The organism is Microbacterium sp. BR1 (genome assembly GCF_002812725.1).
In the GTDB taxonomy this organism is placed as follows: Bacteria; Actinomycetota; Actinomycetes; order Actinomycetales; family Microbacteriaceae; genus Microbacterium.
In genome coordinates this window covers 108,677-124,005 of the sequence record NZ_NMUN01000003.1, presented here as the reverse complement: position 1 = coordinate 124,005, position 15,329 = coordinate 108,677, and the positions used below count along the sequence as shown (strand labels likewise).

At 70.1% G+C, this 15,329-nt stretch carries 13 protein-coding genes; 7 read left to right on the top strand and 6 right to left on the bottom strand.

Features of this window, described 5'->3' with window-relative positions:
- The first annotated feature begins 139 nt into the window (after nt 1–139).
- Both CGU35_RS03305 and CGU35_RS03300 read left to right on the top strand, forming a co-directional pair.
- Complete coding sequence (locus CGU35_RS03305) at nt 140–1,726, top strand: acyl-CoA carboxylase subunit beta (protein WP_198519506.1); 1,587 nt, start codon at nt 140–142, stop codon at nt 1,724–1,726.
- The gene (locus tag CGU35_RS03300) at nt 1,723–1,938 is read left to right on the top strand and encodes an acyl-CoA carboxylase subunit epsilon (protein ID WP_100810202.1); all 216 of its coding nucleotides are present in this window, start codon (nt 1,723–1,725) and stop codon (nt 1,936–1,938) included. The genes CGU35_RS03305 and CGU35_RS03300 overlap by 4 nt, the downstream gene beginning before the upstream one ends.
- A 228-nt stretch (nt 1,939–2,166) precedes the next feature.
- Here the strand turns inward: CGU35_RS03300 and CGU35_RS03295 are convergent, their stop codons facing one another.
- From CGU35_RS03295 to CGU35_RS03280, 4 genes are read right to left on the bottom strand one after another with little or no spacing between them, the layout of a single operon-like run.
- Nucleotides 2,167–3,192: a hypothetical protein gene (locus tag CGU35_RS03295; protein ID WP_100810201.1), complete on the bottom strand. Its 1,026-nt coding sequence runs from the start codon at nt 3,190–3,192 to the stop codon at nt 2,167–2,169.
- Entirely contained in the window at nt 3,189–4,574 is a 1,386-nt protein-coding gene (locus CGU35_RS03290; protein ID WP_100810200.1) for an ATP-binding protein, read from the bottom strand. The genes CGU35_RS03295 and CGU35_RS03290 overlap by 4 nt, the downstream gene beginning before the upstream one ends.
- Nucleotides 4,564–5,229 carry a response regulator transcription factor gene (locus CGU35_RS03285; protein ID WP_100810199.1) on the bottom strand — a complete coding sequence of 222 codons (666 nt, stop codon included), beginning with the start codon at nt 5,227–5,229 and terminating at the stop codon, nt 4,564–4,566. The genes CGU35_RS03290 and CGU35_RS03285 overlap by 11 nt, the downstream gene beginning before the upstream one ends.
- A gap of 9 nt (nt 5,230–5,238) precedes the next feature.
- Nucleotides 5,239–6,561: a class I SAM-dependent RNA methyltransferase gene (locus tag CGU35_RS03280; protein WP_100810198.1), complete on the bottom strand. Its 1,323-nt coding sequence runs from the start codon at nt 6,559–6,561 to the stop codon at nt 5,239–5,241.
- Between the two features lie 59 nt (nt 6,562–6,620).
- Here CGU35_RS03280 and CGU35_RS03275 point away from each other — a divergent pair, with 59 nt between their 5' ends.
- The gene (locus tag CGU35_RS03275; RefSeq protein ID WP_100810197.1) at nt 6,621–7,268 is read left to right on the top strand and encodes a Maf family protein; all 648 of its coding nucleotides are present in this window, start codon (nt 6,621–6,623) and stop codon (nt 7,266–7,268) included.
- 78 nt (nt 7,269–7,346) lie between these two features.
- Nucleotides 7,347–9,113 (top strand): acetyl/propionyl/methylcrotonyl-CoA carboxylase subunit alpha, encoded by a 1,767-nt coding sequence (locus tag CGU35_RS03270; RefSeq protein WP_100810196.1) that lies wholly within the window; start codon nt 7,347–7,349, stop codon nt 9,111–9,113.
- 27 nt (nt 9,114–9,140) lie between these two features.
- Here CGU35_RS03270 and CGU35_RS03265 read toward each other — a convergent pair whose 3' ends face one another.
- The gene (locus CGU35_RS03265; protein ID WP_100810352.1) at nt 9,141–10,592 is read right to left on the bottom strand and encodes an NAD(P)H-quinone dehydrogenase; all 1,452 of its coding nucleotides are present in this window, start codon (nt 10,590–10,592) and stop codon (nt 9,141–9,143) included.
- Between the two features lie 171 nt (nt 10,593–10,763).
- Between CGU35_RS03265 and CGU35_RS03260 the strand changes: the two genes are divergently transcribed.
- The 3 genes from CGU35_RS03260 to CGU35_RS03250 all read left to right on the top strand — a co-directional run bounded on the left by CGU35_RS03260 (nt 10,764) and on the right by CGU35_RS03250 (nt 14,864).
- Entirely contained in the window at nt 10,764–11,597 is an 834-nt protein-coding gene (locus tag CGU35_RS03260; protein ID WP_100810195.1) for a purine-nucleoside phosphorylase, read from the top strand.
- Nucleotides 11,594–13,330 (top strand): phospho-sugar mutase, encoded by a 1,737-nt coding sequence (locus tag CGU35_RS03255; protein WP_100810194.1) that lies wholly within the window; start codon nt 11,594–11,596, stop codon nt 13,328–13,330. Before CGU35_RS03260 ends, CGU35_RS03255 begins: the two co-directional genes overlap by 4 nt.
- Nucleotides 13,331–13,913: 583 nt before the next feature.
- Complete coding sequence (locus tag CGU35_RS03250) at nt 13,914–14,864, top strand: hypothetical protein (protein WP_146048044.1); 951 nt, start codon at nt 13,914–13,916, stop codon at nt 14,862–14,864.
- Nucleotides 14,865–15,009: 145 nt separating this feature from the next.
- On the opposite strand, the gene CGU35_RS03245 is transcribed toward CGU35_RS03250, so the two are convergent.
- A complete protein-coding gene (locus tag CGU35_RS03245; RefSeq protein ID WP_100810192.1) occupies nt 15,010–15,267 on the bottom strand; it encodes an HPr family phosphocarrier protein in 258 nt (85 codons plus the stop codon).
- Nucleotides 15,268–15,329: the final 62 nt, after the last annotated feature.

Sequence of the window (15,329 nt, the reverse complement as noted above, 5' to 3'; positions counted from 1 at the left end):
GGGCAAGGAGCGGGGGTCAGGCTCGGGCGCGGGAGGAATTGCCCAGACCGCGCAAGACAGAATCCACAACGGATGTCGCGGGTCGTTGTGCGAGACCGTCAACCGTTCGAGCGCGGGGTGCCCGGATAGAGTGATTCGCGTGAGTCATGAGCCCGACCTGTCCACCGCCGGCAAGATCGCGGATCTGCGCGCCCGCTACGACGAAGCGGTGGTCTGTGCCGAGCTCGTCGCGCGCGAGAAGCAGCACGCGAAAGGCAAGCTGACCGCCCGCGAGCGCGTCGAGTTGCTCGTCGACACGGGCAGCTTCGTCGAGATCGACGAGTACGTGCGACACCGCACGACAGCGTTCGGCATGGACAAGGCGCGCCCCTACGGCGATTCGGTGGTCACCGGCACCGGCACGATCCACGGCCGCACGGTGGCCGTCTACGCCCAGGACTTCTCGACCTTCGGCGGATCGCTCGGCGAGGTCGCGGGCGACAAGATCATCAAAGTGATGCAGCTGGCCCTGCGCGGTGGCATGCCAATCATCGGCATCCTCGACTCGGGCGGCGCGCGCATCCAGGAAGGTGTCGTCGCCCTCGGCAAGTACGGCGAGATCTTCCGCCTCAACACCGCAGCCTCGGGTGTCATCCCGCAGATCTCGCTCATCATGGGCCCCGCGGCGGGCGGCGCGGTCTATTCCCCCGCACTCACCGACTTCGTGATCATGGTCGACAAGACCAGCCAGATGTTCGTGACCGGACCCGACGTGATCAAGACCGTCACGGGCGAAGACGTGGGGATGGACGAGCTCGGCGGCGCGTACACCCACAACACGCGCAGCGGCGTCGCCCACTACCTCGCCGAGGACGAGGACGACGCGATCGACTACGCGCGGACTCTCCTCGGCTTCCTGCCCGACAACAACATGACGGACGTCCCGGTGTACGAGTCGGGGTTCGAGTGGGAGACGACCGACGGCGATCGCGCCCTCAACACGGTCATCCCCGACTCGCCCAATCAGCCCTACGACATCCACCAGGTGATCGCGCGCGTCGTCGACGGCGGCGACTTCCTCGAGGTCCAGCCCCTCTTCGCCCCGAACATCGTCATCGGGTTCGGGCGCATCGAGGGTCGTTCGGTCGGGATCATCGCGAACCAGCCCTCCCAGATGGCCGGCACGCTGAACATCGACGCGGGTGAGAAGGCCAGCCGCTTCGTGCGATTCTGCGACGCCTTCTCGATCCCGATCCTGACGCTGGTCGACGTGCCCGGCTACCTCCCGGGAACCGACCAGGAGTGGACCGGAGTCATCCGTCGCGGCGCGAAGCTGCTCTATGCCTACGCCGAAGCCACCGTCCCGCTGGTGACCGTGATCCTGCGCAAGGCGTACGGCGGCGCATACATCGTCATGGGCTCGAAGCAGCTCGGCGCCGACATGAACTTCGCCTGGCCGAGTGCCGAGATCGCCGTCATGGGCGGCCAGGGCGCGGTGAACATCCTGTATCGCGGCGAGATCAAGCGCGCGGAGGAGGCGGGCGAGGATGTCGCGGCGGTTCGTACGCGCCTCGCCAACGAATACACGTACAACGTGGCGTCCCCCTTCCTCGCAGCTGAGCGCGGCGAGCTCGACAGCATCATCGAGCCGGCATCCACACGCGTGATGGTCGCCAAGGCGTTGCGGTCGCTCCGCACCAAGCGTGCGAGCCTGCCGCCGAAGAAGCACGGGAACATCCCGCTGTGAGCACATCCGAGCCCGTATCGGTCGAGGTTCTGCGCGGTGCGGCCGACGAGCAGGAGCTCGCGGCGCTGCTCGCCGTCGTGACCGAGGCGTACGTCCGAGAGGCGGATGCCGTGGTCGCCGAAGACGACTCGGCGATGTCGGCCTGGGCACGCAGCGCCCGCGCCCTGCGCCCCCCGCTCGAGCGCGGACTCCCCTGGGGACGGTCGGGCTGACCCGCGTCGAAAACCCTGGAAAACCGGCAAAACTGTCCCCCAAAGTACCTACAGACATGGATCTTTCGGCCACCGCATACTGAATATGCGTGACACGCTCATGCGTATGGCCGCGACCCCCGATTCTCGGGACAGCGGCTCCGCGGACGATTTTCGGGTAATCGTTCCGCAACGGAGAGGGGCGGGCGACTTCGCCGCCCCTCTCCTCTCATCTGCGGACGAGTTCGATCAGCGACCGGGGTGCCGGATCTCGCGCCAGAGGTCGACCGAGTCTTCGTCGGTCTGCTCGACCACGAGTCGACCGACCACGGTGACCGCGACGCTGTCGTCCGGCGACGTTCGGATGATGATCCTGTTCGACTGCGAGTCACGCAGCGCCTCGGCCAGCTCGGCGCGGATCTGGCTCAGGTCGTCGTCGGACACACCCTCGAGGCCACCCTCGTCGAACACACTCACCTGCGCACCTCGGCGGCGCGCCGCGTCGATCTCGGCTCGCACGCGATCGTCGAGCAGGCGTGGGCCGCGAAGCTCGTCCCGCAGACGCGCCTCGGCCATCCCGGCCTCGCGACGCTCGGCCTCGCTGAGCAGACCGTGCATCGCGATCACGCGGGCCAGAACCGGGCCGCCGACGGCCAGAGCGCGCTGAAGTTGCACACGCCGCTCGCGCTCACGCCCCTCTTGCGCGGCCTCCCACGCGGACGTGACGGCCTGCAGCTCCGCGAGCTGATCCGCGTCGCGCTCGGCACGATCGATCAAGAAGACCAACAGGTGCGCGACACCGACCCAGACGATAGAGCCCACGAGCCCCTGGCTCAGCGCCTGAACCGGACCCATCCAGATCATGGCGCCGATCGAGAGCACGACCGTGCCTGCCCAGGCGATCCACGTCCTGCGCCGCACCATCAGCACGACCATCAGCGCGCCGCCGCCCCCGACGTACCACGTTGCGTAGGTCGCCGTGCGGGCGATGCCGTCGGCGTCTGCCACCGCGAAGCCGGTCATCGAGGGGATGATCACGACGGTGCCGGCCGCGACGAGCGCAGCCCAGAGGGGCATCGGTTCGCGAGGCGAATCGGACCCTGCGAGCGGACGAGGTACGGCGAAGATCGTCACGACCGTCGCCGCGAGGTAGATGATGACCGCGGCGAGCAGGAGGCCCGGATTCTGGGGCCAGACAGTCCACAGCAGGCCACGCGCCGCCTGGTAGATGGCGAAGGCGAGCGCGAGGGCCGCGAGCACGGTACGAACGGTCATCGACGCACCTCACGCCACCGGAGCGTCACGACGGTACCGTGCGGTCCGGAATCGATGACGGCCTCTCCATCGATCGCCGCTATGCGCGCGAGGATGGATGCGCTGATCCCGAGGCGATCGTCGGGTACGGCGTCGATATCGAATCCCGGCCCCTTGTCCGACACCACGACCTCGACCGCAGCCAGGCGGGGCAAGTCATCGGCGACGTCGGACGGCGCATAGGCATCCTCGCCCGACTCTCCGTCGATGGATCGCGGAGCGTCCGTGCCGAGCACGGGCTCGCGCGGAAGGTCGACCGGCCGACGCACGATCGCCTCGAGTCCGACGCCGTCGGCGTGCTGGATCGCGTTGGCGGCGGCCTGGGTCGCCGCGCGGATCATCGCTGCGGCAATCGTGCCCGGTATCGTCGGCTCGTCATCCGTCGCCTCGACGCGGACCTGCAGTCGCAAGCCGAGGTCGGCGAGGGATGCCTGGATGCCACGGGCGAGAGACTTCATCGTCGCCGGTTGCGGGTCGATCCCGCCGCTCGGGGTGCCGGTGTCGGCGAGCCCCTCGAGCGCCTCACGCGCCATGGACATGGCGAGCGACCGAGCGCGCGGGCCGTCGGCGCGTTCCGCCGCGATCAGGGCCGCGAGCACGCTGTCGTGCATGAGCGCCGAGACGGCGACCCGCTCCTCTTGGGCAGCCTGCGCCTCGGCGGCCTGCGCGTATGCCGCAACGGTGCGCGCACGTTCGCGGTCGACGCCAGAGGCCATGCGCCGGAAGATCGTCACGAGCGTCATCAGCAGGCCGCCCAGGATCAGGGAGTAGGGCACTTCGAAGACCGCGGCGAGCAGATACTCGAACTGGAAGCCGCCCTGGACGACGCGCACGATCCCGTACAGCACGGGCGTGGCGATCGTCCACGCCAGTTGGAGGGGGAAGGGGAACGCGATGACCGCAGCGATCGTCGCGACGTTGATCAGGTACCACGGCCACGGCTCCGGCGTCGCGGCGGGCACGGCCCCGGCCGTGGCCAGCGGCCAAATGGCCAGCATCACGATGTAGATGACGGCGAAAGCGCCGGTGGCGACCCGGGCCGTCGCACGGAAGAAGCAGGCGCCGCACATGATGACGAGAGAGCCGAAGACGATCGTCAGAAGCGGAACGGTCCACCCGGGTCGCAGCCCCGCGTTGTTTCCGAGGGCGATGAAGAACGCCTGGATTCCCAGCACGAAGCATCCCACCGCCGCGGCGATCGCAGCGATGCGTTCGATGCGCCGACGGGTGAAGGTTCCCTGCCAGGCGGAAGCCAATCGGCCCTGCGGGATCTGACCCCATGCCCGGTCCCACGCAGCCGCCGGCTCCGGTGCGGCGTTCACGACATCGACCTCAGGAGCCACCGGACGGATCTTCCGACGCCTGCTCGACGATTCCGTCCTCCATCGCTCGACGCAACAGGTCGACCTTCGTCGGTGCGGGCCTGCCCACCTCGACGTACTTGACGCGGACCCGGGTGATGTTCTCCTTCGCCGTCGAATAGGCGACACCCAATCGGTCGGCCACGACCTTCAGCGGCAATCCGGCCGCGTACAGACGCAAGACCTCGCGTTCGCGCGCCGAGAGCTGCGCATCGGCGAACGCACGGTCACCGTCGACGGCGCTCGCCCACTCCACGTTGTCGAGGTGCTCGCCCGCCGCCACGGTCCGGATCGCGGAGATGACGTCACCGATCGGGGAACTCTTGCTGACGACGCCCGCGGCTCCGGCCATGAGCGCCTCGCGGACGGCTGCCGGGCGATCGGCAACCGAGTGGATGATGACGCTCGAACCGTCGGACACGAGGCGGCTCACGTTGCTGGTCGCGGTCGTGCCGTCGCCGAGCGTCAGATCCAGCACCACGACGTCCGCCGGGGCCGAGCGCGAGCCAGCACGCCACCCCAGATACTGGGCGACAGTGGCACCCGAGAAGACGAGTTCCTTGCCCGCACGATCGAGGGCCGCTTCCAGCCCCAGGCGTACCGATTCGTGATCGTCGATCAGGGCAACCCGCGTCATGGGGACAGCCTAGCTGCGCGAGCCTGCCGAACCCGCGGCAGCGCGGTGCGCGTCGCGTTCGAAGACCGCAACGGCCTCGACATGGTGCGAGTTGGGGAAGAGGTCCAGGGCCCGCAGATCACGCAACGCGTACCCCTCGGTCAGGAACGTGGCGGTGTCGCGCGCGAGCGCCACCGGGTCGCACGCGACATAGATCGTGGTCCGTGGCGCCAGCGCCGCGATCGCACGGACCACACCGGCACCCGCCCCGGCACGCGGCGGATCCAGCAGGACCGTGGCGTCACGATATGCGTGAGGAGCGGATGCCTCGGCCAGCTCGGCCACTTCGGCCGCGAGAAAACGGTCGACGCGCGCCGTGATCGCCTCGGCGTTGCCCCACTCACGCAGGTTGCGCGCCGCGTGGTGGGTAGCCCGGGACGCGGATTCGACCGTCGCGACGCGCGTCGCGGGCCCGCCGGCCTCGCCGAGGACGGCCGCGAACAGGCCGACTCCGCCGTACAGGTCGAGGTTCGGGGCATCCGGATCGAATCCCGTACTCGCGAGAGCCTTCGTGACCGCGTCCGCAAGCGTCGTCGCGGCGAGCCGATGCACCTGCCAGAACCCGCCGGCGTCGACGCGGAACGTTCGCCCCCGTACGGTCTCGACGACGACCTCGCGGTCGGCAGCATCGGCGCCCCGGCGGGCACCGCCACGCTGACCACGGCGCGGGCCCGAGGCATCCGTCCGCTCGATGACACGCACCTGTCCGTCTGCGGGCAGCACGAGATCGACCCGATCGCCGCCCCGGGTGCCGAGGCCGAGCGCGGCTTCGGCCAGCGCGGGCGCCGCGAGGGGGTGCGACGAGACGGGGACGATGTCGTGCGAGCGCGCCGCGAAGGGCCCGACCGTGCCGTCCGGGCCGACATGCAGGCTCAGGCGCGTGCGCCAGCCCGTGCCGTCCGTGCTCTCGTCGGCGCCCGCGGGCTCGACGGTCACGTCGATCGGCAGGTGGGCGAAGCGTTCGAACGCCTCGCGCAGCACGCGTGCTTTGAGCTCACGCTGGGCATCGAGGCGGATGTGCCCGAAGTCCGCGCCGCCCGGGCGCACGTGCGGCGGCCGGGCGATGTCGGCCTCGGCCCAGATGTGCGGACGTCGGGTCTCGGCAGGTTCGAGCACCTCGAGGGCCTCGGCACGCCAGAACGCGGGGCGCGAGTCATCCGTGATGCGAGCTCGCACCCGCTCGCCCGGAATCGCGTCGGGGACGAAGATCACGCGGCCCTCGTGGCGGGCGACGAAGATGCCGCCGTGCGCGACTCCGGTGATCTCGAGGTCGACTGTCTGGGCGGTATCCACGTCCCGAGCATTTCACAGTCGGGTGAATACCCGGTCGCGCCGCTCGCTAGCGTGGGAGCATGCGCGTCTGCCTCGCCTCGACCTCTCCCGCCCGTCTGATGCTGCTGCGCCAGGCGGGTATCGAACCCCTGACGATGGCGCCCGACGTCGACGAAGACGAGGTCATCCGCGCCGTCGAGACGGCGCAGGCCCGCACGCTCTCGCCCGACGAGCACGTCCTCCTGTTGGCACGACGGAAGGCTGCGGATGTCGCGGCGCGGGTCGCCCGGGACGACCCGGACTTCGATGGGCTCGTGATCGGCGGCGACTCGATGTTCGAGTTGGCGGGCGAGATCCTCGGCAAGCCGTACACCGCCGAGAACGCGACCGCCCGGTGGCACGCGATGCGCGGGAAGACGGGCGTGCTGCACTCGGGCCACAGCGTCTTCCGCGTCGGCCCGGGACTCGAGCCCCGAGAGGCGCACGCCGTCGCCTACGCCTCGGTGACGTTCGCCGATGACGTGGCGGACGCCGAGATCGCGGCCTATGTCGCCACCGGCGAACCCCTGCATGTCGCGGGGGCGTTCACGATCGACAGCCTCGGCGCCGCGTTCATCACGCGGATCGAGGGCGACCCGTCGACCGTGGTGGGGATGTCGCTTCCCACTCTGCGCCGCCTGGCTCGCGAACTGGGCGTGGAATGGACGAGCCTCTGGAGGGTGTTGTAGACGTTCGCCCACGTTCCCGGCGGCTTCTTGTCGGTACCTGTCAAATCCCGGGGCCGGAGCGTCGGTAGGCTGGCGACCATGCCCGAATTCGGCAAAGTCCTCATCGCCAATCGTGGCGAGATCGCTGTCCGTATCATCCGAGCCACCCGCGACAGCGGACTCGGTTCCGTCGCGGTGTACGCCGATCAGGATCGTGACGCGCTGCACTCGCGCCTGGCCGACGAGTCCTACGCCCTCGAGGGCACGACGAGCGCCGACACGTATCTCTCCATCGAGAAGATCCTGTCCATCGCGCGCCGCTCGGGCGCCGACGCCGTGCATCCGGGCTACGGCTTCCTCGCCGAGAACTCCGGCTTCGCCCGCGCCGTCATCGACGCGGGCCTCGTCTGGATCGGCCCGCCGCCCGAGGCGATCGACGCCCTCGGAGACAAGGTCACCGCGCGTCACGTTGCCGAGCGCGTCGGCGCCCCCCTGGCGCCCGGCACTCCGGGCCCCGTCTCGAACGCCGACGAGGTCATCGCCTTCGCTCGCGAGGTCGGGCTTCCCGTTGCGATCAAGGCCGCGTACGGCGGCGGCGGGCGCGGGCTGAAGGTGGCCCGCGAGTTCGATGAGATCGCCGAACTCTTCGAGTCCGCGACCCGCGAGGCCGTGACCGCGTTCGGCCGCGGCGAGTGCTTCGTGGAGAAGTACCTCGACAAGCCCCGTCACGTCGAGACCCAGTGCCTCGCGGATTCCGCGGGCAATGTCGTCGTCGTCTCGACACGCGACTGCTCGCTGCAGCGCCGCCACCAGAAGCTCGTCGAAGAGGCGCCCGCGCCCTTCCTCACGCCGGAGCAGACGCGCACGCTCTACGAGTCGTCCAAGGCCATCCTGCGCGAGGTCGGCTACGTCGGCGCCGGAACCTGCGAGTTCCTGATCGGCGCGGACGGCACCATCTCGTTCCTCGAGGTCAACACCCGCCTCCAGGTCGAGCACCCGGTCTCGGAAGAGGTCACGGGCGTCGACCTCGTGCGCGAGCAGTTCCGGATCGCCGCGGGTGGTCTGCTCGAGGCCGGCGACCCCGAGGTCACCGGTCACTCGATCGAGTTCCGCATCAACGGCGAAGACCCGGGCCGCGGGTTCCTGCCGCAGCCCGGTCCGATCCACGTCTTCAAGACGTTCGGCGGCCCCGGCATCCGCCTCGACTCCGGCGTGACCGCGGGCGACACTGTGAGCGGCGCATTCGACTCGCTGCTGGCGAAGATCATCGTCACCGGTCGCGACCGCGCCGAGGCGCTCAGCCGGGCCCGCCGCGCGCTCGACGAGTTCGAGGTCGCGGGTCTGCCCACCGTGCTGCCCTTCCACCGCAAGGTCGTCCGCGACCCCGCCTTCACGGCCGAGGACGGCAACTTCGGCGTCTACACCCGGTGGATCGAGACGGAGTTCGCCAACGACATCGCGCCGTGGGATGGCGAACTGAGCGATCCGACGCCCCCCGAGGCACGCCACACGGTCGTCGTCGAGGTCGCGGGCAAGCGCCTCGAGGTCAGCCTGCCCGACCGGATCGTGTCGTCCTCGACAACTGCCGGACGCCCGGTCGCCGTGCCGCCCTCACGCCGCGATCACGCGAAGACCGTGCTCTCCGGAGCATCCGGTGACGCCGTCAAGGCCCCCATGCAGGCGACCATCGTCAAGCTCGCGGTCGAGGACGGGCAGCTGGTCGTCAAGGGCGACCTGGTCGTCGTGCTCGAGGCGATGAAGATGGAGCAGCCCATCCAGGCGCACAAGGACGGCGTGGTCGGCGGGATCGACGCGAACCCGGGAACGACGGTCTCGGCCGGTCACCAGCTGCTCACCATCAGCTGAGCCGGCGCGCTCCGCTGCCGCGAGGGCTCAGCCCTCGTCGTCCGGTCCGCGGTCGACGACGTGCATCGAGCGCGCCAGGTCGGTGATGCTGCTCGCGAGCGACGGGTACACCGCGAAGGCGCGCGAGAGCTGGTCGACGCTCAGTCGACGATCCACCGCCACCGCGATCGGGTAGATGAGTTCGGATGCCTTGGGCCCGACGATCACGCCGCCGAGCACCGTCCCCGAACCCCGACGGGCCATGAGCTTCACGAAGCCGTCCGTGATGCCCATCATCTTCGCGCGCGGGTTGGCCGCGAGCGGCAGCTTGTGCACGACGCCCTCGATCTTGCCGTCGAGGATGTCCTGCTCGGACCATCCGACCGTCGCGATCTCGGGGGCCGTGAAGATGTTCGCCGCGATCCGGCGACGCTCGATCGGGATCACGATGTCGCCCAGCGCGTGGAACACGGCCGTGCGGCCCTGCATGGAGGCCACCGAGGCCAGCGGCACGAACGTCGTGCAGTCCCCCGCGGCGTAGATGTTCGGGACGGACGTGCGCGAAACGCGGTTGACGCGGATGTTGCCCGACGACGTCATCTGCACCCCGGCCTCTTCGAGGCCGAGCCCGGCGGTGTTCGGGATCGACCCGACCGCCATCAGACAGTGGCTGCCCTCGACGCGGCGCCCATCGGCGAGCGTCACGACCACACCATCACCCTCGCGGACGACCGAGTCGGCGCGCGCCTTCGAGAGCAGGGTCATGCCGCCGCGGCGGAACACCTTCTCGAGCACGGCCGCGGCATCGGCGTCCTCGCCGGGCAGAACCTGGTCGCGGCTCGAGACGAGCGTGACCTTGGCACCGAGATTCATGTACGCCGAGGCGAACTCGGCACCGGTGACACCCGACCCGACGACGATCAGATGCTCGGGGAGAGTGGGCATGTCGTAGAGCTGAGTCCACGTCAGGATGCGCTCACCGTCGGGCTTTGCGCTCGGCAACTCACGCGGCGAGGCGCCGACCGAGATGACCAGCGTGTCGGCCTCGACGCGATCGAAGTCGGTGCCACCGGGTCCGGTCGAGACGACGACGGCACCCACACCCTCCAGTCGGCCGTGACCCGAGATGATGCGTACGCCCGCGTCGAGCAGCGTCTGACGCATGTCCTCGGACTGCTGGCGTGCGAGGGAGAGCAGGCGCTTGTTGACCGCCGCGAGATTGATCGCCACTTCGGGGCGGCTGGGCTTGCCGTCCGAGTTCCGCGCGAAGAATTGAACGCCGAGATCGGATGCCTCGGAGATCGCCTTGGCCGCGTCGGCGGTGGCGATCAGGGTCTTCGAAGGCACGACATCCGTGATGACCGCCGAACCACCGACGCCCGCGCGCTCGACGAGCGTGACCTCGGCTCCGAGCTGGACGCCGGCGAGCGCCGCCTCGTAGCCACCGGGCCCGCCGCCGATGATTGCGATTCTCTGCGTACGTTCGAACTCACCGGACATGGTCCCCATTGTGTCATCCGCCACCTCATGCCCGACGACACGGACGAGAGGCCGGCTCGCCTGGCCGCGGCCGCCGCCTCCCGCGACGCGACAACGCGCCTCCTGCCAGGCGAGCCGGTCTCTCTCGCGTCGCGTGTGGCCGACCGGGCCCGAGCTTCCTAGAGTGGGGGGATGTCAACGCATACCCCGCACCCCCTCGACGACCCCGCAGCGGACCCGTTCGCGATCGCGGCCGACGCGGCCGCCGACATCGCGCGGCTGACCGGTGTCGAGAGTCACGACATCGCCCTGACCCTGGGGTCGGGCTGGGGTCGAGCAGCCGAACTCATCGGCGAGACCGTCGCTTCCATCCCGGCGACCGAGGTCACGGGATTCAGCAAGCCCGCGCTCGAGGGGCACGCCGGAACCCTCCGCAGCGTCCGCACCCCGGGCGGCAAGCACGTGCTGGTGATCGGCGCGCGCACGCATTACTACGAGGGTCACGGGGTCCGCCGCGTGGTCCACAGCGTCCGTACCGCCGCCGCGACGGGGGCCCGCACCATGGTGCTGACCAACGGCGCGGGCGGAATCCGCGAGACCTGGACACCGGGCCAGCCCGTGCTGATCAGCGACCACATCAACCTCACCGCGGACTCGCCGCTCGAGGGCGCGACGTTCATCGACCTGACCGACCTGTATTCGTCTCGCCTGCGCGACATCGCCCGCACCGTCGACCCGAGCCTCGACGAGGGCGTGTACTGCCAGTTCCGGGGCCCGCATTACGAGACCCCCGCCGAGGTGCAGATGGCGAAGACCATCGGCGGGCATCTCGTGGGCATGTCGACCGCGCTCGAGTCGATCGCCGCCCGGCAGGCGGGCATGGAGGTGCTCGGGTTCTCGCTCGTCACGAACCTGGCCGCCGGCATCCAGAAGACCCCGCTCAGCCACGAAGAGGTCATCGAGGCCGGCCGTGAGGCCGAGCCCGTCATCTCGTCGCTGCTGGCCCGCGTGATCGGCGAACTATGACCGAGATCATCGCAACGGAGTCGGACGCCGCATCGGCGGCGGACCCGACGCTCGAGGCCGCGCACGCGTGGCTCGCCCAGGACCCCGACCCCGAAACCCGCGCCGAGCTGGCCGCGCTCGTGGAGCGCGCCGAGGACCGCGACGCCGAGGCATCCGCTGAACTGCACGACCGCTTCGACACCCGCCTGGCATTCGGGACGGCGGGTCTGCGCGGCGAGCTCGGAGCGGGCAGCAACCGGATGAATCGGGTGCTGGTCGCCCAGACCGCCGCGGGCCTCGCGGCGTTCGTCCGCGATCGCGTAGCGGACACGACGGGCACGGACGACACGGCAACGATCGTGATCGGGTACGACGGACGTAAGAACTCCGCGGTGTTCGCGCGTGACTCGGCCGAGATCTTCGCGGGCGCGGGCCTGCGCGCCATCCTGCTCCCCCGGATGCTGCCCACGCCGGTGCTGGCGTTCGCCGTGCGGCACCTCGGGGCCGATGCCGGGGTGATGGTGACGGCGAGCCACAACCCGCCACGCGACAACGGCTACAAGGTCTACCTCGGCGGCGAGGACGGTGGGGCGCAGATCGTGTCCCCGGCGGATGCGCGGATCGCGGCGCGGATCGACGAGGTCGCGTCCGACACCCCCGTGTCGCGCATACCGCGCTCGCTCGGGTTCGAGATCGCGGGCGAGGACCTCGTCGACGCCTATGTCGCCGAGACCGCGGCCACCGCTCCCGCTCCCGCTCCCGCGGGAACCGAAGACCTGCGCTGGGTATACACCGCGATGCACGGGGTCGGGCACGAAACGCTCGATCGCCTGCTCGCTGCGGCGGGGTACCCGGCACCGATCACCGTGGATGCGCAGATCCAGCCCGACCCGGACTTCCCGACCGTCGCATTCCCGAACCCGGAAGAACCGGGCGCGATGGATCTCGCGATCGCGGCGGCCACCGCGGCGGATGCCGAGCTGATCCTGGCGAACGACCCCGACGCCGACCGGCTGGCCGTCGCGATCCCGGACGGCCCGGATGGGTGGCGGCGCCTGAGCGGCAACGACGTCGGCCTGCTGCTCGGTTGGCGTGCGGCTCGTCGGGCTCGCGCCGCGGGAGCGCCCGAGGGCTCGTCCCTTGCCTGCTCGCTCGTGTCGTCGCCCGGGCTGGCCGCGATCGCGGGCCACTACGGCCTGGACTTCCACGAGACGCTCACGGGATTCAAGTGGATCTCGCGCTCGCCCGGGATGGTCTTCGGTTTCGAAGAAGCCCTCGGATACCTCGTCGATCCGGACGTGGTCCGCGACAAAGACGGACTCTCGGCGGCGCTCGCCGTCCTCGAGCTCGCGACCCAGGCGCGCGCGTCGGGTTCATCGCTCGGGGGGATGTTGAACGATCTGGCGTCGCAGTTCGGGCACTTCGCGAGCGCGCAGGTGTCGATGCGGGTCGATGACATCGCCGTCATCGGTCGGATCATGGCGCGGCTGCGGGCGGAGCATCCGACCGACGTCGCGGGCATCCATGTCTCGCGCGTCGACGACCTGCTGGACGGCACGGCGACCCTTCCGCCGGGCGATGTCGTGCGGCTGTGGCTCGACGACGGATCGCTGCTCATCGTGCGCCCGAGCGGCACGGAACCGAAGCTCAAGGTGTACATCGACGTTCGCGGCGACTCCGCCGACGACGCCGCGGCGCGCACCGCCGCGCTCGAGGACGCCTCGCGGGCCCTCATCGCCCGGCTGCGGGACTGACGCCCCGTTTCGGCTCGCTGCGCTCGCTCCACGGGCGGGGCTGCGCTCGCTCAACGGGCGGGGCGGTGCTCGCTCAACGGGCGGGGCTGCGCTAGGCCCCGACATCCGATCCTGGGGCGTCAGCGTCTCCTTGGGGCGTCAGCGTCCCCTTGGGGCGCGGGTTTCGACGCCCCAGCGGCGCATCAACGCCCCAAGCCGATCCGTGCAGGGATACATGGGGCGCCGGGGCCCCCGCGGGGCGCGGAAGGACACGCCCCGACGAGATTCCAGCGCCCCGGGTCGCATCGGGTCGGGTCCAGCGCCCCGGTCGCCCGGGTCGCATCGGGTCGGGTCCAGCGCCCCGGTCGCCCGGGTCGCATCGGGTCGGGTCCAGCGCCCCGGTCGCCCGGGTCGCATCGGGTCGGGTCCAGCGCCCCGGCTCGCATCGGGTCGTCGCATCGGGTCGTCGCACCGGTCGCCCGGGGTCGTCGCATCGGGTCGGGTCGGCGACAAGGTTCCTCCCCAGCCGCCGTGATGGCCGTTTCGTCCACGGATGTCGCTTGTGCGGGTTCGGTCGATCGCGTCGCACGACCAAGCTCAGCGCATGATCGATCCGTTCGCAGTCCCCCTCCTGACCGCGCGCAGACTCACCCGCGAGGGGGCGACTTCTCGGCAGATCGAGCGTCGCCTGAACACCGGCGAGCTCGTCCGGCTCAGGCGCGGGCTGTACATCGAGGGTGCGGACTGGTCGCGGCTGTTGCCCGAGGAGAGACGGATAGTACGAGCGCGAGGCTGGGCCGAGACGTCTGGCGCCGCACCCGTCTTCTCCCACGCGACAGCCGCGGCCATCCATGGTCTGCCCGTATTCCGCGCACGGGATGAACGGACGCACGTGGTCGTGCCGCTTCCGCGACATCACCTCGCCGAGGACATCAGTCGCCATCGCGGCACAGTCGACTCCGGTGTGACGGAGATCGGCGGACTGCGCGTGACGACCCTGGCCCGGACGATCGCCGATCTTGGTCGGTTCGAAACCGCCGAGGCATCCATCAGCGCCGCCGACGCAGCACTCAGGACCATCAGTCCACTACCGAATGCCACGGCCATCGCCGATTTCCGCCAGCTCGCGCTGGAGTTCCTTCCCCCGCGTGCACCGGGTTCGGCAGCTTCGTCGCGCAACATCCGATTCGCGGATCCGCGCGCCGACCGACCGGGCGAGAGCATCAGCCGGCTCTACCTCCACCACCTCGGGTTCGCCGCCCCTCGACTGCAGATCGAGATTCCGGGACCGCGCGGGAAGAAGTACTTCGTCGATTTCGGATTCGACGATCTCCGGGTGTTCGGCGAGTTCGACGGGGACTCGAAATACCGTGACCCCATATTTCTCGCAGGACGTACACCGGAAGAGGCGCTGCGCGACGAGAAGTATCGCGAGGACTGGATCCGTGCAACGACCGGATGGGCGCTGGTGCGCTGGACGATGCGAGATCTGGCTTCCGCGAGAGCCTTGAGCCGTCGACTGGCCTCTTTCCGCGTACGACCTCGCGCCGCGTGATTCTGTGCGCCGGTGGCCACCCCGTCGTCGCCGACAAGACTCGGGGCGCCAGATCCCCGTTGGGGCGCGGGTTCTCGCGCCCCAACGGGGATGCGACGCCCCAAGACCGTGACTCATCGAGAGGAGAGCCGGAGCCAGGCCGGCGCTAGGCCGGGTCGAGGACTGCCTCGAGACGGTCGAGCAGCGCCTCGCCGCCGGGCCCCGCGACCGAGACGACGATGGATTCGCCCCGATCGACGTCGAGCGTCATGATGCCCAGGATGCTTGCCCCGTCGATCGGCGCACGGCCCGCGGCTCGCACCTCGACGGCACCCGCATGGGCGCTCGCGAGACGCACGAACTCGGCGGCCGGACGGGCATGCAGACCCGCTGCGGCCGTCACGGTGATGACGCGTTCGACCACGACACCTCCCGCAACCCTGCACTCGATGGACCCCGCCGGGGCACGTGCGCCCACTGTACGCG

Excerpts from the sequence above, each read along its gene's own strand:
- CGU35_RS03295 (WP_100810201.1), bottom strand. The coding sequence starts at position 3,192 with ATGACCGTTCGTACCGTGCTCGCGGCCCTCGCGCTCGCCTTCGCCATC.
- CGU35_RS03285 (WP_100810199.1), bottom strand. The coding sequence starts at position 5,229 with ATGACGCGGGTTGCCCTGATCGACGATCACGAATCGGTACGCCTGGGG.
- CGU35_RS03275 (WP_100810197.1), top strand. The coding sequence starts at position 6,621 with ATGCGCGTCTGCCTCGCCTCGACCTCTCCCGCCCGTCTGATGCTGCTG.
- CGU35_RS03270 (WP_100810196.1), top strand. The coding sequence starts at position 7,347 with ATGCCCGAATTCGGCAAAGTCCTCATCGCCAATCGTGGCGAGATCGCT.
- CGU35_RS03265 (WP_100810352.1), bottom strand. The coding sequence starts at position 10,592 with ATGTCCGGTGAGTTCGAACGTACGCAGAGAATCGCAATCATCGGCGGC.
- CGU35_RS03260 (WP_100810195.1), top strand. The coding sequence starts at position 10,764 with ATGTCAACGCATACCCCGCACCCCCTCGACGACCCCGCAGCGGACCCG.
- CGU35_RS03255 (WP_100810194.1), top strand. The coding sequence starts at position 11,594 with ATGACCGAGATCATCGCAACGGAGTCGGACGCCGCATCGGCGGCGGAC.
- CGU35_RS03250 (WP_146048044.1), top strand. The coding sequence starts at position 13,914 with ATGATCGATCCGTTCGCAGTCCCCCTCCTGACCGCGCGCAGACTCACC.